Raw genomic sequence first — 21194 nt, forward strand, 5'->3', positions numbered from 1 at the left:
AAGCCCCCATGCAGGCGCCCTGCTACCGATCGGCGATGATGACCTCCACGCCCAGCTCGGTTAACGCCCGCTCGTAATCGTCCGGAAGACGGCTGTCGGTGATCAGCCGATGGATTTGTCCGGCTTCGCGAATCATGCAAAAGCTCTTGCGACCGAATTTGCTGGCATCCGCCACCGCGATAATCTCGCGCGCCACCTCGCACATCACGCGATTGAGGTGCGCCTCACCGGGGTGAGGCGTGGTGATGCCGGCGCTCAGATCGAACCCGTCGACGCCCAAAAACAGTTTGTCGAAGCGGTACTGACGCAATTGCTGCTCGGCAGCCGGACCGTAGAGCGAGTAAGAGTTGCGGCGCACGCTGCCCCCCAGCACCATGACTTCCACCCCGTCGTTTCCCGAAAGCTCGTAGGCAATGTTCAGCGCATTGGTCATCACCACCAGATCGCGCCGCCCCTTCAGGAACGGCACGATCTGCGCGGTGGTGGAACCGGAATCGAGGATCAACGCATCGCCATCGCGCACATAGCCGGCCGCCGCGTTGGCGATCAGCGTTTTGACGTCGCGATTCAACCGCCCTTTGTCCCGTAACGGCCGATCGAAAGCGAATTGCTGATTGAGCATTGCGCCGCCGTAAGCGCGCAGCGCACACCCTTTTCGTTCCAGAAAGCGCAGATCGTTGCGGATCGTCACCGTGGATACCGCAAACTGCTTACTGAGCTGCTCCACGCGCACGCTGCCGTGCTCGCATAACAGATCGATGATGTGTTCACGTCGCTTTGCGGTATTCACTGGCATGAGCTGCGGTCCTCAGGTTTCCGGCAACGCCGGGGAGAAGATGGCTTTCGCTCTACTGCGCTGGCATTACAGCAAAGCGAAAGCAATGAAATTGTGATCGGGCTTACAGCCCCGTTTTAGCAAAAAAACCGCCAAAAAACCTTTCGAATCGAAACGAATCGAAAAGCAAAAAGTGGAATGGGAGAAAAATGAAATGCCATGACGAGCGCTAACCCCCGGAGCGCTGAGACGTGGGCTGCACGGAAAGCGAAAGCGGCGCATGGTGCGCCCCACGCCATGACTTTTAGTTCACTCAGTGACCAGGATCACATAATGATAATTATCCTGCGGCCGGCGGGCATTAACCGCCACCATCCCGCCGGGCCATCCCCTTGTCAGTACGAGCCATCTTCCCTACACTTGCGATCAGATATCGGCCCCTTGTCGGTACGTAAGCGTTAACGTCAATCAACGCATCACGCCATGCAGCGCTGATTGACTGCATGCCCTGGTGCGAGGAACCCATGCCGCAACCCGCTTCATCCCCAGCGTCCACCGCGACCCCGCGTCGCCGGTTACACTGCCCTATTTTGCTGATCGTCGGCATTATGCTGATCGCGGCCAACCTGCGCGCCGCCCTGACCAGCGTCGGCCCGCTGCTGGAGCAGATCCAGCAACAGCTGGCGTTGTCCGCCACCGCCGCCGGCCTGATCAACTCACTGCCGCTGATCCTGTTCGCCATTCTCTCGCCGCTGACCCCAGCGCTGGCGAAACGCATCGGCATCGAGCGCACCCTGGGCCTGGCCCTCGCGCTGCTGGTCTGCGGTATCGTGCTACGTTCCCTGCCGCAAGACGCCATGCTCTGGCCGGGCAGCGTCCTGATCGGCGCCGCCATCGCCTTCGCCAACGTGGTGCTGCCAACGCTGGTGAAAAGAGATTTCCCACATCGCGCCGCCGCGATGATCGCTGCCTATGCGGCGGTGATGTCACTGGTTGCCGCCATCGCTTCCGGCCTGGCCGTGCCACTGGCCTCCCTGGCCAACCTCGGCTGGCGGTTCTCTTTGCTGTGTTGGGGTTTGCCCGCGCTGCTGGCGCTGTTGGTGTGGCTGCCGCAGCTGCGGCGCTCCGCCACCCCCGTCGCCAAAGAGCCGCAGCCAACAGAGCTGCAACGCTATCGCTCTCCCTGGGGCAGCGCACTGGGTTGGCAAGTAGCGATGTTCATGGGGCTGCAATCGATCGCCTTCTACACCATCATCGGCTGGTTCAGCGCCTTTGCCGCCAGCCACGGCACCTCCGCTCAGCAGGCGGGTTTCGAACTGTTCGTTTACCAGGTGGTGGCAATCGTCGCCAACTTTGTCATGGTGGTGATTTTGCCGCGTGCGCGCGATCAGCGGGCAATAGCGTTGGGCAGCTCGCTGCTGATCTTCATCGGCGTCGGGGGATTATTGGTGCAACCCGCCAGTTCACTGGTGTGGCTGACGTTTGCCGGGTTGGGGGCGGGGAGTTCGCTGGTGCTGGCGCTGTCGTTCTTTGGATTGCGCAGTCAGCATCATCATCAGGCGACGCTGCTGTCGGGTATGGCGCAATCCGTCGGTTATCTGTTAGCGGCGCTGGGGCCCACCCTATTTGGCTTACTGCACGATCTGACGGAAGGCTGGCGCTGGCCGTTGATCGCCCTGCTGTGCCTGACCGTCTTGCAAATGCTGTTCGGCGCGTTGGCCGGCCGCAGCCGCGTGATCAGCTAACGCTGCGGCGCGATGGGGGCCGCGCCGCCTCAGAGTCGGTGTCCTGCCATAAATCTTCAATAAAGGCGCGCTGCTCATCGCTCAGCACCCATGACGGCGGAATTTTGGACGGTGCGCGACGCTCAGCGCCCTCACGGTTTTTAGCCTGCTTTTTGTTCACGAATCGCCTTCCTGCTTAACCTGCTAACTCAGTAACCAGTAAATCACGGCGGCGGTTAACAGCCAGAATAGCCCGCTACCGATAAACACACACAGCCATGCTCTACGTTTGATATCAGATCCATCCTTGCTCACCACAGCGCCCTCAACCAATAGATTAAACCATTCAAACATTAATTATCGATCTGTTTTAACGATCAATAAAGTCGTTTTTTCCTATGGAAATTTAAAAAACAGCTGCTAGCCATAGATCTGCATTACCGCCCTGGTAAGAACGGCACCGTGGATATCACTGTTATCGGCAGGCGATAACTTGAATTGATAGGCGAACGAACGTGCAGTGTGTCATACCTTGAAAGGTCAAAATTAAACCACTAGTAAATAATTCAACTATCAATTATTTGACTGGCCGTAAGCCAAATCGACAACAGACAGCGCTAAAGGCGGGGGATAAAATGAAACGACATACTGGGATCATACGAAGAGAAGCACCGGCCCGCTTTGGTCTCGCCCGGGCCGGCGTGAGTTAACCGATTCTGCTGACGGAATCCCGGCTGGCATGTTCACGCTCGCTGCCGGTCAGCTCACGTAAATGACCCGAGCGCATCTCAAGCAACCGATCGGCGTATTCGAAATAGTGATCGTCATGGCTGATGGCAAACACCGTTTTGCCCAGCGCACGCAGTTCTGGCAATAGTTCACGATAGAAAATGCGCCGGAATTGCGGATCCTGATCCGCGGCCCATTCATCCAACAGCAAGATATCGCGTTGTTCCGCCACCGCCAGCAGCAAAGCCAGACGCTTGCGCTGCCCCTGCGACAGTTGCGGATTGGTCACCCTGGTGCCGTCGAACTGCAGTTTGCTTTTCATATTCAACCGCTCGAGCCAGGCGGCGACCAGCTTCGCATCGGGTTCACCGCCTTCCGGCCCTTGTAAACGATCGAACTGATGAAAATCGGTGAAAATCGCCGAAAATAGCCGGCGGTAGTCCGGCATATCCGCCGCGGTCTGGGCGACGCCATCCAGCACGATGTGGCCGCTCACCGGTCGGTACAATCCGGTCAACAGCATCGCCAGCGTTGACTTGCCGCTGCCGTTGCCGCCGATCAAAAAGACCAGCTCGCCACGCCGCAGCGTCAGATTAAGCGGCCCGACGGCAAAACCGGGCTGCTGTTCCTTATCTGCATAGTGAAAAACCACGTCACGCAGCTCCAGCGTCTGCCAGGAACGGCAGGCGGCGACAGGGAACGCCGGTTGGTACTCGGCCAAGTGCAGCGTCTTCAGCTTGTTGAAGGCGACTTCGGCGCTGACCAGCGTCGGAAACGCCCCCACCGCCTGCAGTAATGGCGTGCGCAAGAACAGCAGCGTCAGGGAATAGGTGGCAGCCACCGCCGAGTCCGCCCATCCCAGGCTGTTAGCCATAAAGAACACCAGCCCAATCGCGCCTAACATCATGATATTTGACCAGTTGAGCGCACTCAAATGGAAGGTATCGGCGCGAATGATATGGTGGCGGTAAGCTTGCGCATCGGGTTGATAGGTCTGTTCGTACAGCGCCTGCGCTCGCTTGCGGTTTAACGTCAGTTCCTTGCGACCGTCAATCACCGATTCGTAATGATGATAGAGACGCTCTTCCGACTCGCGCAAACTGGCCATATGGCGATAAACCCGCGAGACCAGGCAGCCGCTGCCCACCACGGTGACGGCGACCCACACCGCCGTCACCGCCAACATTTTCGGCGATAACCACCCCAGATAGGCCGCCGACCCCAAGGTTAAAATCACCCCTTGCACCAGTTCGGGCAAGCGCACGAAGGCGACGGTGATATTGCGGACATCGCTGGACAGACTCGCCAACAATGAGGCGCTGCCTAACTGTTCAAGGCGTTCAATATCGGTATCCAGGATGCGCTTCACTAACTGCCCGCGCAGGCGGTAGACGAAGTAATGGCCCAATGTCGTCAGCGCCAATTGCGATCCCAGCGTGACCGCCATCAGCAATGCCAGCAGGGCGAGAAACATTGGCAGTACGGCCAACGCATCGCCGCCGGCGTCCATCAGGTATTGATTGATAAACGCAATAATACCGATGCCTAAGCCGGCGCTGGTCATGGTCAATGCCATAACCGCCAGAAATGGCCAACGATACTGGTGATAAACCACCCGTAGCAGTTCCATGAAAAAACCTCTGAAGTCGCGATCTGGCAGGCATTGTAAGCGGCACGAGAATGAGATCAAGACGAATTCTCATTGCTCGCGCAGCCTCTGATTTCGACGCCAAGGACATTTTGATGATTGCTTATTGAAACGAGAGACTTACACTGACGCCTCTATCCGCTGAAGGGAACAGCCGATTATGCTCGCCACTCACGAATACGCCAACGACCTGATTCTGTTCGCCCTGATTGTCGACTACGGCTCGTTCAGCAAGGCCGCGGAGAGCGCCGGCATCACCAGTTCGGTGGTCAGTAAACGCATCGGGCGGCTGGAGAAATCCCTGGGCGCCCGGCTGCTGTACCGCACCACGCGCAGCCTGACGCTGACCGAAAGCGGCCAGGCGCTCTACCAACAGGCCAAAGAGATCGGCGCCAAAGTGCAGGAGGCACTGTACGCCGTCAGCGAAAAAAGCGAAGAATTAACCGGTACCATCCGCATGTCGGTGCCGACCATTTCGGGCGAGCTGCTGCTGAGCGAGAGCGTGGCGGAGTTTTGCGCACTGCATCCCAGTCTAAAGGTCGAAATGCGGCTGGAAAACCGCTTCGTCGATCTGGTGGAAGAAGGCATCGATCTGGCGATCCGTACCGGCACTATGCCAGATTCGAGCCTGATTGCCCGGCCGATCTTCGATTCCCGCTGGGTGATCGTCTGCTCGCCGGGCTATTTGGAAAGCCACCCGGAACCACGCAGCGCCGAAGACCTGCTCGGCCACAATTGCCTGACCTACACCTACCAGGAGAGCGGCACCGCCAACTGGCTGATGAAACGGCCGGGGCGCAACGAAATCTACGAGCTGCAGGTTAACGGCAACCTGTCGGCCAACAATGCGCGGGCGATCCGCAAAGCGGTGATCGGCGGCCACGGCATCGCCATGGTGCCGCGCTGCATGGTGTATGAGGATTTGCAGGACGGCAAACTGACGGAGATCCTGGCCGGCCACTGCGGCAAGGTATTGGGCATTTACGCCGTCTATCCTTACACCCGCAATCTGCCGTTAAAAACTCGCCTGCTGATCGAACATATCATCGGTTCCTACCAAAATATCAGCCACTACTTCTGAATGGTCCTCTCTGATTATTTCCCCGCTGCCGCAAAAGACCGCGGGGATTACGGCATTTTTGGACATAATCTATTGAACATTAGCGCCTAATTAATGTGAGCTCGCGCACTCATCACACAGCAAAGATCCCTATCACACTGATTTTAAATCAATTAATTTAACCCCTTCTACCGGCGATTTTCTCACCGCCGACGCCGTTCGCCGATGTTAAAAAATTACCGCATGGCATCGTCACCAACGTTGTGATTAGAATGAAAATGTTGCGGTAATTAACCTTTCAGCTACATATCTCTGCCCATAAAAATAATAACCCTGAGGATCTTATGCCCCTGCTTTTTAGTATTGCGCCCATCGTCCTACTGATTTGGATGATGACCAAAAGGAATGGCGTGCCCTCTTATCTCGCCCTGCCGCTGACGGCCGCCGCGGTGTATGCCGTACAGCTCCTGTGGTTCGATGCCTCGCTGCGGCTGCTGCATGCGAATATCATCACCGCGCTGGTGTCGACGCTGACGCCGATCACCATCATCGCCGGCGCCATCCTGCTCAACAAACTGATGCAGGTAAGCGGCGCGGAAAACGTGGTGCGGCGCTGGCTGGAAACCATCAGCCCCAATCCCGTGGCTCAGCTGATGATTATCGGCTGGGCATTCGCCTTTATGATCGAGGGTGCCAGCGGCTTCGGCACCCCGGCCGCCATCGCCGCGCCGATTCTGGTCGGGCTGGGCTTCAACCCGCTGCGCGTCGCCCTGCTGACGCTTGTAATGAACTCGGTACCGGTCTCCTTCGGCGCCGTGGGCACCCCCACCTGGTTCGGCTTTGCCAATCTCGGCCTGTCGGACGCCAGCCTGCTGGAGATCGGCCGGCAAACCGCGCTGATCCACTTCATCGCCGGCTTCGTTATTCCTCTGCTGGCGCTGCGCTTTATCGTTTCCTGGCAGGATATCCGCCGTAACCTGCCGTTTATCCTGCTCAGCGTGCTGAGCTGCACCCTGCCCTATCTGCTGCTGGCCCAGGTGAACTATGAGTTCCCGGCGCTGGTCGGCGGCGCCATCGGCCTGGCGCTCTCGGTGCTGCTGGCACGCGGCGGCATCGGTCTCGCCCGCAGCGACAAACTGCAGAACGCCGGGCAGGCGGTGCCGTTCTTGCAGGTGGTCAAGGCCATGACCCCGACCCTGCTACTGATTGCTATTCTGATAGTGACGCGCGTGCATCAGTTGGGCCTGAAGGCGCTGCTCAACAACACCACGCTGCTGTGGCAGGAAAACCTCGGCTGGCTCGGGGAGCTGCGCATTAGTCAGGCGCTGATCGTCGAACTGCAGCAGGTACTGGGCACCTCCGCCGCCGCCGGCTACAAAACGCTGTATGTCCCGGCGCTGATCCCGTTCCTGTTGGTGGTGGTGCTGTGTATTCCGCTGTTCCGTCTGAATGGCGGCCAGGTGCGGCAAATGTTCAGCGAAACCGGCGGGCGCATCGCGCGGCCCTTTATCGCGCTTTTCGGCGCGCTGGTGATGGTCAACCTGATGATGCAGGGCGGCGACAACGCGCCGGTGATCCTGATCGGGAAAGCGTTGGCGGCGCTGACCGGCGAGAGCTGGCTGCTGTTCTCTTCGTTCCTCGGTGCGCTGGGCTCGTTCTTCTCCGGTTCCAATACCGTTTCGAACCTGACGTTCGGCGGTATTCAGCAATCGATCGCCCAGAGCAGCGGCCTTGACATCAATCTGACGCTGGCTCTGCAGTCCGTCGGCGGCGCCATGGGCAACATGGTGTGCCTGAACAACATTATCGCGGTCTGTTCGATCCTCGGGATCGGTAACGCCGAAGGCAAAATCATCAGAAAGACCGTGCTGCCGATGCTGGCGTACGGCGGGATTGCGGCCGGTATGGCAGCGATCCTCACGCTCTGACTGAACACTCGTTATCGCAAGCAAGACAAGAAGGTAAACACTATGATCATCTCCGCGTCAACCGACTACCGGGCCGCCGCCCAGGCCAAACTGCCGCCGTTTCTGTTTCACTACATCGACGGCGGGGCCTACGCGGAGCATACGCTGAAGCGCAATACCGCAGATCTGGCCGATATTGCCCTTCGCCAGCGCGTGCTGCGCAATATGTCCGAACTCAGCCTGGAGACCACGCTGTTCGGCGAGCAGCTGGCGATGCCGGTAGCGCTGGGGCCGGTGGGGCTGACCGGCATGTACGCCCGCCGCGGCGAAGTGCAGGCCGCGCGTGCCGCGGCCAAAAAAGGCATTCCGTTCACGCTGTCCACCGTGTCGGTCTGCCCGATCGAAGAGGTAGCGCCGGCGATCGATCGGCCGATGTGGTTCCAGCTCTACGTGCTGAAAGATCGCGGCTTTATGCGCAACGCACTGGAGCGCGCCAAGGCCGCCGGCGTGAAAACGCTGGTGTTTACCGTCGACATGCCGGTGCCCGGCGCCCGTTACCGCGACGCCCACTCGGGAATGAGCGGCCCTAACGCCGCCCTGCGCCGCGTGCTGCAGGCGTTTACCCATCCGCAGTGGGCCTGGTATGTCGGCCTGTTCGGCAAGCCGCACGATCTGGGCAACGTCTCGGCCTACCGCGGCAAACCGACCAGCCTGGAAGACTACATCGGCTGGCTGGGCGCCAACTTCGATCCGTCGATTTCCTGGAAAGATCTGGAGTGGATCCGCGAATTCTGGGACGGCCCGATGATCATCAAAGGCATTCTGGATCCGGAAGACGCCAAAGACGCGGTGCGCTTCGGCGCCGACGGCATCATCGTCTCCAACCACGGCGGCCGCCAGCTGGACGGCGTGCTGTCGACCGCGCGCGCCATGCCGGCGATCGCCGACGCAGTGAAAGGCGACATTACCCTGTTGGCCGACTCCGGCATCCGCAGCGGGCTGGACGTGGTGCGCATGATCGCGCTGGGCGCCGACAGCGTGCTGCTGGGGCGCGCCTTCGTCTATGCGCTGGCGGCGGCGGGCGAAGCCGGGGTGGCCAACTTGCTGGATCTGATCGACAAGGAAATGCGCGTCGCTATGACGCTCACCGGCGCGAAATCCATCACGGAGATCAACGCCGGATCGCTGGTCAGAAACGCCTGATTCACAGCGGCTGCACGCCCTCCGGGTACGCGTTGTAGCTCATCTTGCTGATGAATGCCCCGGCCGGTGACACCAGCACCCGGCCGGCGGCGTCCAGCCCGAGGAAGGTGCCGGTGCAGCGTCCGGAGATAAAGTCGAAGAAGAACACCGAGCACACCGGGATAATCTTTTCCCGGAAGGTGAACAGGAACATCTCATCCTCAAACTTGTAGTAAGTGGCGTAGTCCATGTCGCCGTGGCCGAACTGTTCGCCGCGCAGGTTTTGCCAGGCGTAGCGCTCGGTGTTGACGTAGAAGTGCTCGTAGTAATGGTTGGGGCTGTAGACGTTCAGCGTGCGATAGCCGATCAGCTCGCGGGTCAAATGCGGTGCGATGCCGCCCGGCGTGACGCCTGCAATCAGCCCAACGTGGAAGCTTTGCTTGAGGCGAGACCCCTTTTCTACCGCATGTTCAGGCAGTAGCGTGCTGCGCACCAGCAGCGCCCGGCCGCTGTCGCGGTTGAGCACCAGCGTCAGGCATTCGTTGCCCGGCGACTGCAGCGGAATATTGAAGAAATAGCGTGCGGCGGAGGTTTGCACCTCTTCGTAAGCGTCCTCGCCGCTCTCCCCGCCCCAGGCCCAGAGCACCCGTTGCCGATCGGCGCTGAAACGCAGCGTGAAGTCCCCGCCGTCTTCAAAGGCGATCTGCAACGTTTTGCCGCGCCAGTCCTGGGTGCCCGGCAGCCGGTTGGTGTCGATGCCGCGTGCGAAATCGTCGTAATTCTTCCAGTCCGGTTCGGCATTTTGATTCAGTACGGATTGTTCTGCTGACATCTTCGCTCTCCTTGATTGAATGGGATAAAACCGTCTTACACGTCGGCGACGCTCGCCGGTTTCACCGTTCTGCGGCTCACCACCGCGGGTGCAGTTTCATCGAGAAAACAGCTCAGTACGCCGGCGCAGACCGCGCCGGCAGCCGCCAGCCACATCACGCTGACCAGGCCATAGCGATCGGCGATCAGCCCGGCGATAAACGGCGCCAGGCAGCCGCCAATCACCTCGCCGATCCCCATCACCAGCCCTAATGCGGTGGCAATACGGGCTGGCGATACCGTTTCAGACGGGATGGTGGCCATAAACAGCGTGAAGCAGCCGAGGCCGGTATAAGACAGGAACACCAGCACGCCCAGCAGCCACGGGTTGTCGACGTAGCTCAGGAACAGCGGGCAGCACACCGCCAGCAGCGAAAAGAAAATCAGCGTCGGTTTGCGCCCAAGGCGATCGGAGATCGCCGGTACCGCCACGCCCCAGAAGACCCAGGCGGCGCCGATGGCGCTCATGATGCCGCCCATCGTGCCTTCACCGAAGCCACGGTCGGTCACCAAAAAGTTAGGGGTGAAGGTAATGATGATCATGAACCAGGTGACGAACACGCAGGAAATCAGAATGCACAGCGCCACGTTCTTGATTTTGAACAGCTCGCCGTAAGCGGCTTTGCCCGCCGCCTTACCGGTCGCCGGCGCGGCGATAAAGGCGGGATCTTTTTTGCCGTTCACATGGCGATAGATCAACCACGCCAGAATGATGCCCGGCACGGCGGTCAGGTGAAACGCCATGCTCCAGCCCCACTTCTGCGCCAGATAGATGATCAGCGGCGGCGCGATAATGCCGCCCAGCAGCCCCGGCGCCGCGCCCTGGATCAATCCCATGTTGAAACCGCGGCGCTGCGGCTGCGATTTTTCCACCATCAACGATTGCGCGATCGGCAAAACCGGCCCTTCGGCGATCCCCATCAGCGCACGGAAGATCAATAGCATGGCAAACCCGCTGACCAGCCCCGACAGTGCGGAGAACAGTGAAAACACCAGGATCGACAGGATCAACATCGGTTTACGGATATTAAAGCGATCGGCTATCGCCCCCAGCCCCGCGCCGGATAGCGCCCAAGTCAATGCCAGCACCGCCGACAGCGTGCCGAGATGCACGTTGCTGAGCTTGAGGTCGGCGGCAATCATCGGAAACAGAAACGAGATGGTCAGACGATCGACGAACACGCAGCCGAAGACAAAAAATAAAATAATCAGCAACCGGTTCTCTTCACTTAATGCGCGGCGAGGCCCTGGCGATGTATTCATAGCGTCATTTGTCCATAAGTTAACTTATGAATGGCAAGCCGCCATGGCATAAGTATGTTAAGCGCTCGGCCAAGAGAGAAATTGGCCCTCCGTCACGACAACAACTCATTAACATGTTAATGACATAAAATTATCGTAAGCCGACGGTCTGTCAACCGGCGCGTTCTTAGAGACGAATGAAGTTTTTATCCGGTACTATTTTAAAATTGCATTATCACAATCAGATATTTTATTCCTTTGTTTTTACAGACAATAAAATAATAACGGGTATTTTCCCGCGGTTAAAAACGCCCATTTTCACGCCAGCGGCGAATAATCTCATCATTCACTCTTTAGGTTTATTAATTGGTCATCCGCTTTCAGTGAGCTATAGGCAACATTCGGATTCGTTTTTATCTATTGAATCATTTCGTTTTGTTTCATGGCCGCACAACAAAATAACTCTTACGAGGGAAAGGCTATTGGCAGGGTTACATCATTTCATCTGGACAATAACAAAAGCGCAGAGCGTGACGTAAATCACGGCAATCATGCCGTATCCTGCAAAGTCATTGTGCTCGCAACAGCAATTATCTATTGCGATTAGGGCTGTTTATCTCAATTAATCGCCATGCAACACTTCGTGCCATCGTTCGACACCGCGCCGCAAGGCCTGAGACGGAGTGACACATGAGCATCGAAAAACTAACCCGGGAGCCGCTTTCCATCGGTATTGAGCTGCCGTTGGACAATGATTGGTCCACCAGCGGGCAGCTGAAACGCCAGCAGGATGGGCGACCGTTCGGCGTGCCGGACATGAGCGAACACGCTGCGCGCATCAAGCTGGCCGATGAGCTCGGCTTTCGCGCCGCCTGGGTTCGCGACGTGCCGCTGTACGATCCGGACTTCGGCGACGCCGCGCAGGTGTTTGAGACCTTTACCTACCTCGGCTACCTGTCCAGCCTGACGCGCAATATTCTGCTGGGCACCGCGGCCGTGGTGCTGCCGCTGCGCCAGCCGTGGCTGGTACGCAAAGCGGCTTCCACGCTGCAAACGCTGAGCGGCGATCGTCTGCTGCTCGGCGTCGCCAGCGGCGATCGCCCTGTGGAATACCCGCTGTTCGGCGCCGATTACGCCGCGCGCGGTGAACGCTTTCGCACCAGCGTCGGCATTCTCAAAGGGGAAGCCGACAGCGCGCTCCAGCCTGGATTGCGCCTGCTGCCGGCCACGCCGCCGCCGCCGCTGCTGGTCGCCGGGCTGGCGCAACAAACGCCTGAGTGGGTGGGAAAAAATATGGATGGCTGGCTGTCGTATCCCGGCACGCCTGCGGACCACGTTTCGCGGGTCAAACTCTGGCGTAACGTGGCCGGTGACAAACCCTACGTCAGCTTTATTCATCTCGACCTCACAGATAACGCCGACGCGCCGATTCAGCGCCATCGCTTCGGCATCAAGAGCGGCCGCAATGGGTTGATTCAGGAACTGAGCGCCATGCGTGACGCCGGGGTCAACCACATCGGCCTGCATTTCCGCCGCAACCAGCGGCCGCTGGAAGAGACGATGCAGGAGATCGGCCAACTGGTGTTACCGGAATTCCATCGCGCCTGACGCCCGCTTTAGCCCGCTATTCCGACCTGAGCTGGTCTTTGCCCCGTTACCGGGGCTTTTTTATTTCCGCCGCTGCTAGTTCATAACAACTCAGTCTAATCCCTGCGGCCAAACGGCGGCATGATGACGGGGAAACGAGCCACCATGAGGAATGAGCAATGACGGCAAAACTGACAGAAGCGGGCTTTTGGCGCAAAACCGCCGACTCTTCATCGCTGCGCGAGCCGCGCGTGCTGATCCGGGTCTACGTCGACGAAGGCGAGATTGACCGCGCCATCGCGTTTTACGAGCAGCTGCACGGCGTGGAAGCGGATATGCGTTTCGACTTTCCCGAGCATCGGTTGGTGCTGGCAGCGGTAGGACCGTTTCTGATCCTGGAAGGCGCGGAAGAAAACCTGCGCCCTTTTCGCAGCACCGTCGGCACGCTGCTGGTCGATGACATTTACCCTTACCACCAGCGGCTGCTGGCGTCCGGAGCCGAGATCTTCTTCGGCCCGGTGGAAGTGCCCACCGGCGCCTGTTTCAATGCGCGCCTACCGGACGGCACGATTGTCGAGTACGTGCATCATCGGCCGCGCGCGGACGAATAAACCGCCTCAGGGGATCGCCGGCGTCATGGCGTAACCGCGCAGATCCTTGCGCAGGCTGACCATGTACAGCACGATCACCGCCGAGAACGGCAGGCCGCACAGCACCACTGCGGTCTGCATCGCGCTGAAACTGCCGGCGTACAGCAACCCGGCGCACACCAGCGTGGTGACCGCCGCCCAGAACACTCGCAGCCAGGCCGGCGCGTCATCGTGCGCGGAACCGCCCTGGCAGGAGAGGTTAGCTATCATCAGCGTGCCGGAGTCGACCGGCGTCAGGAACAGCACAAAGCTTATCACCACCACGAAACCGGCGGTCAGCTGGGTATAGGGCAGGTATTCGAACAGCTTGAACACCGCCATCGGCGGATCGCTTTGCGCTACCTGCCCCAGGATCGCCTGCCCACCTTCCAGCACCAGGCTGATGGCGGTATTGCCGAAGATCGACAGCCACGCCAGCGTGAACCCGAGCGGGATCAGCAACACGCCGAAGATCAGTTCACGGATGGTGCGGCCTTTGGAAATGCGTGCGATAAACAGCCCGACGAACGGCGCCCACGCCACCCACCAGGCCCAATAAAACAGCGTCCAGGCACCCTGCCATTGGCGCGCCTTGCCGTACAGATACATATCAAAGCTGCGGCTGACGAGCGAGGTCAGATAATCCCCGAGGTTCTGCAACATGCCGTTGAGCAGGTTCAGCGTCGGGCCAGCCAGAAACACGAACAGCAGCAGCAGGCACAAGAAGCCGACGTTGATGTTCGACAGCATGGCAATGCCCTTCTCGACGCCGGTGACCGCCGCCAGCGTGGCCACCACCATCATCACCACGATCAGCGCCAGCAATACGCCGGTGCTTTGCGGGATGTCGAACAGGTAAAACAGCCCCGAGTTCACCAGCAGCGCGCCGATCCCCAGGTTGGTCACCATCGAGATAACCGTCACCAGAATGCCGAAGCTGTCCACCAGATGGCCGACGCCACCGTGGATACGCTCGCCGAAGATCGGGTACAGCGCCGAACGCAGCGCCAGCGGCAAACCGCGACAATAGGCGAAATAGGCGAGCGCGGTGGCGATCAACGCGTACAGCGCCCAACCGTGCAGCCCCCAGTGCAAAAAGGTCAGCGCCATCGCCTGTCGCGCCGCCGGCACGCTGCCGCCGCTGCCTTCCGGTGGCGACAGGAAGTGATCCAGCGGCTCATAGGCGCCGTAATACACCAGCGCAATACCGATGCCCGACGAGAACAGCATCGCCACCCAGGAGGGGTAGCTGAACTGCGGCGGCTCGTCATCCTGGCTCAGGCGAATATGGCCAAAGCGCGACAGCGCCAGCCAGAACACGAACGCCATGCAGGCGACCATCAGCAGCATGTAATACCAGCCGAACACATCGGCCACCCAGCTTTGCGCAACATTCAACCACTGTTTGCTGGCGGCGGGAAACAGCACGACCAGCGATCCCAGCAGCAGGATCACTGCCGCTGAACCGAAAAATACCGGGACATTTAATCTGACAGGTTCTTCGTCAAGCGATGGGGGAGTTTTCATTGTCATTGGCAGGCTTCCATGATGCGAAAGACAGACGATTTAAATGCAACCTTCAGTTAACATCTTATCGTCATTTATTTGACATTTTCGCAGCATATAGAGTATTGATTGACCGTTCAATCAATCAAATTCAAAGTGTGATTTGCCTATCAGTTGGGGAAAATATGTACCGCAGAGACATTCCTGAGCAGCGCAAGGAGCAGCTGATTAATGCCGCCTTCGAAACCATCAGCGTGGTGGGGCTGGCCGGCGTCACCCTCTCTCAGGTGGCGAAAGAGGCCGGGCTGTCGACCGGCATCGTCAGCCACTATTTTGGCGATAAAGAAGGATTGTTGAGCGCGACCATGCGCAAGATCCTGCGCGATCTGCGCGACGCGGTGGCCGAGTGCCGCGCTCAGGCGGCAAGCGACAGCCAGTCGCAGCTGTGCGCCATCATTCAGGGCAACTTCCACCCCAGCCAAACCAACGCTATTTCCATGCGCGCCTGGCTCGACTTCTGGGCCGCCAGCATGCACCAGCCGGTGCTGCGCCGCCTACAGCGCGCCAACGATCGGCGGCTCTATTCCAATATTTGCAGCCAGTTCCGCCGCGAGCTGCCGCTGCAGCAGGCGCGCGACGCGGCGCGCGGGCTGGCGGCGATGATCGATGGGCTTTGGCTGCGCGGTAGCCTGGCCGGGGATGACACCGATCTGCAGCAGGATTACCGCATCGCCTGCGACTACGTGATACAACGGCTCAGGGCCGCGCCATCGGCGGAGTGAACGGCAGCGTCAGCGCGGTTCCTGCTCTTCGCTGTACTGGGTTTGCCACATGGCAGCGTAGCGGCCGTTCGCCGCCAACAGCGCCTCATGCCCCCCGCGCTCGACGATCTCCCCCGCCTCCAGCACGATGATCTCATCGGCATCCACCACGGTGGAGAGCCGGTGGGCGATCACCAGCGTGGTGTGGTTGCGGCTCACCTCGCGCAGATGCCCCTGGATTTCGCGCTCGGTCTGGGTATCCAGCGCGCTGGTCGCCTCGTCGAACACCAGGATGGCCGGATTTTTCAGGATGGTGCGCGCGATCGCCACCCGCTGCTTTTCACCGCCCGACAGCTTCAGCCCGCGCTCACCCACCCGGGTGTCGTAACCGTCAGGCAGGCCGACGATAAAATCATGGATATGCGCCAGCCGCGCCGCCCGCTCGATGTCTTCATCGCTGGAGCCGGTTTTGCCGTAACCGATGTTGTAGCGCAACGTATCGTTAAACAGCACCGTATCCTGCGGCACGATGCCGATCGCCTGCCGCAGGCTGGCCTGGGTCAGTTGGCGAATGTCCTGGCCGTCGAGGGTAATGGCGCCGCCCTGCACGTCGTAGAAGCGGAACAGCAGGCGCGACAGCGTGGACTTGCCCGCGCCGGAGGCGCCGACCACCGCCACCGTGTGGCCTGCCGGAATGGTAAAACTCACCTGCTTGAGGATTGGTCGGCGCGTGTCGTAACCGAAGCTGACCGCGTCGAACCGCACTTCGCCGCGATCGAGGCGCAGCGGCTGCGCATCCGGGCTATCGACGATCTCACGCTTTTCCTGCAGCAGATCGAACATATTCTCCATGTCGATCAGCGCCTGGCGCACCTCGGAATAAATAAAGCCGAAGAAGTTCAGCGGCTGATACAGCTGCAGCAGGTAGGCGTTGACCAGCACGAAGTCGCCGACCGTCATCGTCCCCTGGGTAATGCCCTGTGCCGCCATGGCCATCATCACGATCAGCCCGATCGAGATAATGGCGGTTTGCCCCAGGTTGATCGCGGTAAAACTGAATTGGTTCTTGATGGCGGCGTATTCGTACAGCCGGCGCGACAGATCGAAACGCTCGGCCTCGAACGCTTCATTGCCGAAGTACTTCACGGTCTCATAGTTCAGCAGGCTGTCGATGGATTTGCTGTTGGCGTCGGCGTTGGCCTTGTTGAGCTCGCGGCGAAAACGGGTGCGCCAGCTCACCGCCAGCACGGTGAACAGAATGTAGCAGCCGACCGTGGTCAGGATCGCCAGCGCAAACCAGCCGTTCAGCATATGCCACATGATTGCCGTGACCAGCGAGAGTTCGAACAGGATCGGCACGATGGAGAACAGCAGCCGCGACAGCACCGTGGACACCGCCTGGGTGCCGCGCTCGATAGACAGCGACAGCCCGCCGGTCTGGCGCTCCAGATGAAATCGCAGGCTCAGCGCATGCAGCTGGCGAAACACCCGCACGCCCAAGAGGCGCGTGGCGTTCTGGCTGACGTGGATAAACATCACGTTGCGCAGCTCCTCAAACAGCGCACCGCCCACCCGCGCCACGCCGTAGGCGATAATCAGCCCCAGCGGCACCGCCAGCATTTTCGCCGTCTCGCCGCTCAGCGCATCGACCATCGCTTTGTAGGCCAGCGGCACCAGCGTGGTGCTGACCTTGGCCGCCACCATAAACACGAAGGCCACCACCAGATACCCCCGCAGCCGCGGGTTGTCTTTCGGCCACAGGTAGGGCAGTAGGAATTTCAGCAAACGGGAACGGTCCATCATGTAATATTCATCTTCTCGGTCGGGCTCGCGGCGCATGGCCGCGCGGGGGTTATGAGTTTGGCCTGGCCGGCGGCGAACGCCGCAGCCATTCCGTTTTCCTGCGGTGGCAACTCAGCATCATCCGTCAGGAGAAGCAGCAGCGACTCGGGCAAAGTTCAGGCATGGAGGAGACAATCACATGACCCAGACGTATGCAAAGCGCTTTGCGCAGGTCTTTGACTATATCGACCGCCACCTGGACGAGGCGCTTACCGTCGACACGCTGAGCGAAGTGGCCCATTTTTCGCGCTTTCACTTTCAACGCCAGTTTAGCGCGTATTGCGGCATCTCGGTGTGGCGTTATATCCAGTGGATGAGGCTTAAACGCGCCTCTTACCGCCTGGCGTATAACCCGCTGGAGCCGGTGATTGACATCGCGCTGGACGCCGGTTTTCAAAACCCGGAGTCCTTCAGCCGCGCCTTCAAACAGGCGTTCAGCCAAACGCCGAGCCAGTTTCGCAAACAGCCGGCCTGGATCGATTGGCAGCAGCGCTTTCCCGAGCCGAAACACAAAAGGAAACAACCCATGAAGGTAGACATTGTCGATTTCCCGGCCACGCCAGTGGCGATGATCGAACATAGCGGCCCGCCCGCGCTGGTCAACGAAACCGCCGCACGCTTTATCGAGTGGCGCAAAACCAGCGGCCTGTCGCCGGTCAGAAGCAGCCGCACTTACGGCATCGCACCGCACGATCCGGCCACCACCGACGCGCAAGACTTCCACTTCTTCATTTGCGGCGAGGTCACTGCACCGATCCCGGAGGACAACGCCTCTGGCGTGGTGAACGGCACGCTGCCGGCCGGACGCTGCGCGGTGCTGCGCCATCACGGCTCGCTGGATGGGCTCTCGGAAAGTGCCCACTATCTGTACCGCGAGTGGTTGCCGGCCAGCGGCGAGGAGCTGCGTGACTTTCCGCTCTATTTCCACTACCACAACTTCGTGCACGAGGTGGCGGAATATGAACTGGTGACCGATCTTTACCTGCCGCTGAAATAGCTGACATCCGGCCCCGTAAGGAGCCGGATTAATGTTAACAGGACGGCGACGATCCCTGCGGCGGCAGATAGCGCTGTGGATCGAGCGCGGTGGCGCGGTAGCGGATCTGGAAATGCAGGAACACCGAATCGGTGCCGGTGCTGCCCATGGTGCCAATCTTCTGCCCCGCTTTCACATCCTGGCCGTTGCGCACCAGCGTGGTGTCGTTGTGCGCGTAGGCGGTAATAAAGTCTTCGCCGTGCTTAATCATGATCAGGTTGCCGTAGCCGCGCAGTTGGTTGCCGACGTACACCACTTTGCCCTTGGCGGAAGCATAGATCGGCTGGCCGCGCTTACCGGCAATGTCGATGCCCTTGTTGCCGCCATCGGCATTGGAGTACGCCTGCACGATCCGGCCGCTGGTCGGCCAGCGCCAGCAACGTGCGGCGCCCGGCGGTGGCGTTTGCTTGGCGATAGCGGAGGAAGACGTTTTACGGCGCGTGGCGGCGGTTTTGGTCGGTGCGCCGCCGCTCAGCCGCAGCTTTTGCCCCACTTCCAGGCTATAAGGCGGGCGTATCTTGTTGATTCTGGCCAGATCGCTGACTTCGCTGTCGGTGATCCAGGCGATGTAGTACAGCGTATCGCCCCGTTTGACGGTGTAAGACTTGCCGGTGTAGCTGCCCTTCGGCAGTTTGTCGTAGTCACGGTTGTAGGTATTTTTACCCGAACACCCGGCCAACAATAGCCCCAATGTCAGACACACCGCGATGCGGCGCCACCTCGCCAGCTTGCTTCCTGTGCTCAAATCCTGTCCCCAATCGTCTTTTCGGTTCTGATACGCGTCAGCCGCACAGTGTAACATTTGCGCCGGGTCAGTCAAAAAGCGGGAAAGAGGCAACTATCGGAAAACAACTGGCACGGAGGCCGCTGCGGCACGATCGGCGGGAGGAAAAATGGCGCCATAAGGCGCCAAATCATGCAGCGATGCCGGGGTTACTGTTTACCTGAGGTCAGCAAACTGAAGCTGGTCATCAGATTGCGATAGTCAGGGATATGTTGAGAGAACAGGTTCCCCAACCCTTCGATATCATTTCGCCAATCGCGGTGCAATTCGCACGCCGCGCCAAACCAACTCATCAGCTGCGCGCCGGCCTGGGACATGCGATCCCAAGCCGCATCGCGCGTAATCGCATTGAACGTGCCGGATGCGTCGGTGATGACGAAAACCTCATACCCCTCTTCCAACGCAGAGAGCGCAGGAAACGCCACGCAAACCTCGGTCACCACGCCGGCGATGATCAGTTGTTTCTTGCCCGTGGCCTTTACCGCCTTGACGAAATCTTCATTATCCCAGGCATTGATATTGCCGGGACGAGCAATATAGGGGGCGTCAGGGAAAGTTTGCTTTAGCTCTGGCACCAAAGGGCCGTTCGGTCCGTTTTCAAAACTCGTGGTCAGTATCGTCGGTAAATTGAAGTATTTAGCCAGATCGGCCAGCGCCAAAACATTATTTTTGAATTTATCCGGATCCTGATCTCTAACCAGGGACAGTAGCCCCGTCTGATGATCGACTAATAACACGGCGGCCTGTGCCTTATCTAATCGGTTATATTTAAAAGTCATTCCCTTCTCCTTTATCATCAAAATCATCAAATTCCGATCGCCCCATGCATTCCAAGCATGTAGCATGCTTTCAAACGCTCCGACATCAGGCTAGCAATGAACCAGCCGGGTAAATAGAACGATTATTGGGAATGAGTATCTCACCACTGGGAAGGTCAACTTTATATGATAGATTTCAATGAGATGGTTATGTTTGCCAGAGTAGTTGAATGCGGTGGATTTCTTTCCGCCAGTAAGAAGTTTGGTATACCCAAATCGACGCTATCAAGACGAATATCCAATTTGGAAAAAAGGCTCAATGTCAGACTTATTCAGCGTTCAACGCGAAACCTCATGGTCACCGATATAGGAAAAGAATATTATCAGTACTGCCTGCAGATGATTAGCACCGCAGAGAAAGCGGAATGTCTCATTATTAACAAAAGCGAAAAACCCACTGGAAAAATAAAACTAACCTGCTCAAACATTCTCCTGGATCTTGGCCTAACGGAAGTCCTGGCGAAATTCATGCTGCAATACCCTAAGGTCAGTTTGCATGTAAAAATATTTAATCGCAACGTGGATATTATTTCTGAAGGGTATGACCTCTCATTAAAACTCATCGCCGATGAGCCCAAAAACAGCAACTTGGTGATGCGTCGAATTTGCGCTGTGCCCACCGCATTTATGGTCGCCCCCTCTGCAACTATTCAGTACCAAAGTATCAATACGCCCGAAGATCTCTCCAGTTTGCCAACGGTCGGGTGGTTATCGACCCATCTTCAGGCCGCCTGGACGTTTCAACAAGCCGATCGCGAAGTCAAAATAAACAACGAGTCGCGCATGGTGTGCGATGACATTCGCCTGATCAAGGAATCGATCGTAAAAGGCGTCGGTGTTGGCTGCCTGCCGCTGAAATTAGCCCGCCAGGAACTGCTCGACGGCAGCCTGAAAACGCTGCTCGACGACTGGACATTGGAACAACACAAGATTGTCGCGTTTTACCCTTCCAGACAAGGACTCCCCCCTTCGGTAAGGGCGCTGATTGATTTCATCGTTGATGAACTGGCCGAATAACACGCCGCTACCAAGCATAAACGCCACGCCGGATTTACCGCAGTGATTAAAAAGTGACTACTATAATAGAGCGCTCG

At 58.7% G+C, this 21194-nt stretch carries 18 protein-coding genes; 9 read left to right on the forward strand and 9 right to left on the reverse strand.

The annotated features are described in order from the left end of the window. Positions 1-22: 22 nt before the first annotated feature. Positions 23-796: a transcriptional repressor AgaR gene (gene agaR / locus ACSJLU_RS19980; protein ID WP_004931804.1), complete on the reverse strand. Its 774-nt coding sequence runs from the start codon at positions 794-796 to the stop codon at positions 23-25. A gap of 503 nt (positions 797-1299) precedes the next feature. On the opposite strand from agaR, the gene ACSJLU_RS19985 reads away from it, so the two are divergent. Continuing rightward, entirely contained in the window at positions 1300-2520 is a 1221-nt protein-coding gene (locus ACSJLU_RS19985; protein ID WP_342096778.1) for a CynX/NimT family MFS transporter, read from the forward strand. A gap of 183 nt (positions 2521-2703) precedes the next feature. Here ACSJLU_RS19985 and ACSJLU_RS19990 read toward each other — a convergent pair whose 3' ends face one another. Both ACSJLU_RS19990 and ACSJLU_RS19995 read right to left on the reverse strand, forming a co-directional pair. Continuing rightward, positions 2704-2817, reverse strand: coding sequence for a YmiA family putative membrane protein (locus ACSJLU_RS19990; RefSeq protein WP_049232362.1), 114 nt, complete (start codon positions 2815-2817; stop codon positions 2704-2706). A 388-nt stretch (positions 2818-3205) separates the two neighbouring features. Then, the gene (locus ACSJLU_RS19995) at positions 3206-4858 is read right to left on the reverse strand and encodes a multidrug ABC transporter permease/ATP-binding protein (protein ID WP_025304090.1); all 1653 of its coding nucleotides are present in this window, start codon (positions 4856-4858) and stop codon (positions 3206-3208) included. A 178-nt stretch (positions 4859-5036) separates the two neighbouring features. Between ACSJLU_RS19995 and ACSJLU_RS20000 the strand changes: the two genes are divergently transcribed. The 3 genes from ACSJLU_RS20000 (at position 5037) to lldD (ending at position 9046) form a co-directional block, all read left to right on the forward strand. Continuing rightward, positions 5037-5957, forward strand: coding sequence for a LysR family transcriptional regulator (locus ACSJLU_RS20000; RefSeq protein WP_049208175.1), 921 nt, complete (start codon positions 5037-5039; stop codon positions 5955-5957). A gap of 323 nt (positions 5958-6280) precedes the next feature. Next, positions 6281-7864, forward strand: a complete 1584-nt coding sequence (locus ACSJLU_RS20005) for an L-lactate permease (RefSeq protein ID WP_380827949.1) — start codon at positions 6281-6283, stop codon at positions 7862-7864. Positions 7865-7906: 42 nt separating this feature from the next. Continuing rightward, positions 7907-9046, forward strand: coding sequence for an FMN-dependent L-lactate dehydrogenase LldD (lldD, locus tag ACSJLU_RS20010; RefSeq protein WP_380827947.1), 1140 nt, complete (start codon positions 7907-7909; stop codon positions 9044-9046). A 1-nt stretch (position 9047) separates the two neighbouring features. Here lldD and ACSJLU_RS20015 read toward each other — a convergent pair whose 3' ends face one another. Both ACSJLU_RS20015 and ACSJLU_RS20020 read right to left on the reverse strand, forming a co-directional pair. Further along, on the reverse strand, positions 9048-9857 hold the full coding sequence (locus ACSJLU_RS20015) for a MoaF C-terminal domain-containing protein (RefSeq protein ID WP_038629879.1): 810 nt from the start codon (positions 9855-9857) through the stop codon (positions 9048-9050). Positions 9858-9892: 35 nt separating this feature from the next. Beyond that, entirely contained in the window at positions 9893-11110 is a 1218-nt protein-coding gene (locus ACSJLU_RS20020; protein WP_043139766.1) for an MFS transporter, read from the reverse strand. Between the two features lie 717 nt (positions 11111-11827). Here ACSJLU_RS20020 and ACSJLU_RS20025 point away from each other — a divergent pair. Both ACSJLU_RS20025 and ACSJLU_RS20030 read left to right on the forward strand, forming a co-directional pair. Next, positions 11828-12745, forward strand: coding sequence for a TIGR03571 family LLM class oxidoreductase (locus ACSJLU_RS20025; protein ID WP_025304096.1), 918 nt, complete (start codon positions 11828-11830; stop codon positions 12743-12745). A gap of 158 nt (positions 12746-12903) precedes the next feature. Continuing rightward, the gene (locus tag ACSJLU_RS20030) at positions 12904-13335 is read left to right on the forward strand and encodes a VOC family protein (RefSeq protein ID WP_049296182.1); all 432 of its coding nucleotides are present in this window, start codon (positions 12904-12906) and stop codon (positions 13333-13335) included. Between the two features lie 6 nt (positions 13336-13341). Here ACSJLU_RS20030 and ACSJLU_RS20035 read toward each other — a convergent pair whose 3' ends face one another. After that, on the reverse strand, positions 13342-14886 hold the full coding sequence (locus ACSJLU_RS20035) for a BCCT family transporter (protein WP_049208178.1): 1545 nt from the start codon (positions 14884-14886) through the stop codon (positions 13342-13344). A 158-nt stretch (positions 14887-15044) separates the two neighbouring features. Here ACSJLU_RS20035 and betI point away from each other — a divergent pair, with 158 nt between their 5' ends. Next, entirely contained in the window at positions 15045-15641 is a 597-nt protein-coding gene (gene betI / locus ACSJLU_RS20040; RefSeq protein ID WP_025304099.1) for a transcriptional regulator BetI, read from the forward strand. A gap of 9 nt (positions 15642-15650) precedes the next feature. Here the strand turns inward: betI and ACSJLU_RS20045 are convergent, their stop codons facing one another. Next, a complete protein-coding gene (locus ACSJLU_RS20045) occupies positions 15651-17420 on the reverse strand; it encodes an ABCB family ABC transporter ATP-binding protein/permease (protein WP_060448450.1) in 1770 nt (589 codons plus the stop codon). A 181-nt stretch (positions 17421-17601) separates the two neighbouring features. Between ACSJLU_RS20045 and ACSJLU_RS20050 the strand changes: the two genes are divergently transcribed. Continuing rightward, positions 17602-18459, forward strand: a complete 858-nt coding sequence (locus ACSJLU_RS20050) for an AraC family transcriptional regulator (RefSeq protein WP_043142553.1) — start codon at positions 17602-17604, stop codon at positions 18457-18459. A 34-nt stretch (positions 18460-18493) separates the two neighbouring features. On the opposite strand, the gene actS is transcribed toward ACSJLU_RS20050, so the two are convergent. Continuing rightward, positions 18494-19243, reverse strand: a complete 750-nt coding sequence (gene actS, locus ACSJLU_RS20055; protein ID WP_049206129.1) for an amidase activator ActS — start codon at positions 19241-19243, stop codon at positions 18494-18496. 188 nt (positions 19244-19431) lie between these two features. After that, positions 19432-20061 carry an isochorismate family cysteine hydrolase YcaC gene (ycaC, locus tag ACSJLU_RS20060; RefSeq protein WP_025304103.1) on the reverse strand — a complete coding sequence of 210 codons (630 nt, stop codon included), beginning with the start codon at positions 20059-20061 and terminating at the stop codon, positions 19432-19434. A gap of 189 nt (positions 20062-20250) precedes the next feature. Between ycaC and ACSJLU_RS20065 the strand changes: the two genes are divergently transcribed. After that, positions 20251-21117 carry a LysR substrate-binding domain-containing protein gene (locus ACSJLU_RS20065; RefSeq protein ID WP_161781787.1) on the forward strand — a complete coding sequence of 289 codons (867 nt, stop codon included), beginning with the start codon at positions 20251-20253 and terminating at the stop codon, positions 21115-21117. Positions 21118-21194 lie beyond the last annotated feature (77 nt).

The sequence above is a fragment of the Serratia bockelmannii genome (assembly GCF_051803255.1).
Taxonomy (GTDB): domain Bacteria; phylum Pseudomonadota; class Gammaproteobacteria; order Enterobacterales; family Enterobacteriaceae; genus Serratia; species Serratia bockelmannii.

Excerpts from the sequence above, each read along its gene's own strand:
- agaR (WP_004931804.1), bottom strand. The coding sequence starts at position 796 with ATGCCAGTGAATACCGCAAAGCGACGTGAACACATCATCGATCTGTTA.
- ACSJLU_RS19985 (WP_342096778.1), top strand. The coding sequence starts at position 1,300 with ATGCCGCAACCCGCTTCATCCCCAGCGTCCACCGCGACCCCGCGTCGC.
- ACSJLU_RS19995 (WP_025304090.1), bottom strand. The coding sequence starts at position 4,858 with ATGGAACTGCTACGGGTGGTTTATCACCAGTATCGTTGGCCATTTCTG.
- ACSJLU_RS20000 (WP_049208175.1), top strand. The coding sequence starts at position 5,037 with ATGCTCGCCACTCACGAATACGCCAACGACCTGATTCTGTTCGCCCTG.
- ACSJLU_RS20005 (WP_380827949.1), top strand. The coding sequence starts at position 6,281 with ATGCCCCTGCTTTTTAGTATTGCGCCCATCGTCCTACTGATTTGGATG.
- lldD (WP_380827947.1), top strand. The coding sequence starts at position 7,907 with ATGATCATCTCCGCGTCAACCGACTACCGGGCCGCCGCCCAGGCCAAA.
- ACSJLU_RS20015 (WP_038629879.1), bottom strand. The coding sequence starts at position 9,857 with ATGTCAGCAGAACAATCCGTACTGAATCAAAATGCCGAACCGGACTGG.
- ACSJLU_RS20025 (WP_025304096.1), top strand. The coding sequence starts at position 11,828 with ATGAGCATCGAAAAACTAACCCGGGAGCCGCTTTCCATCGGTATTGAG.
- ACSJLU_RS20030 (WP_049296182.1), top strand. The coding sequence starts at position 12,904 with ATGACGGCAAAACTGACAGAAGCGGGCTTTTGGCGCAAAACCGCCGAC.
- ACSJLU_RS20035 (WP_049208178.1), bottom strand. The coding sequence starts at position 14,886 with ATGACAATGAAAACTCCCCCATCGCTTGACGAAGAACCTGTCAGATTA.
- betI (WP_025304099.1), top strand. The coding sequence starts at position 15,045 with ATGTACCGCAGAGACATTCCTGAGCAGCGCAAGGAGCAGCTGATTAAT.
- ACSJLU_RS20045 (WP_060448450.1), bottom strand. The coding sequence starts at position 17,420 with ATGGACCGTTCCCGTTTGCTGAAATTCCTACTGCCCTACCTGTGGCCG.
- ACSJLU_RS20050 (WP_043142553.1), top strand. The coding sequence starts at position 17,602 with ATGACCCAGACGTATGCAAAGCGCTTTGCGCAGGTCTTTGACTATATC.
- ycaC (WP_025304103.1), bottom strand. The coding sequence starts at position 20,061 with ATGACTTTTAAATATAACCGATTAGATAAGGCACAGGCCGCCGTGTTA.
- ACSJLU_RS20065 (WP_161781787.1), top strand. The coding sequence starts at position 20,251 with ATGTTTGCCAGAGTAGTTGAATGCGGTGGATTTCTTTCCGCCAGTAAG.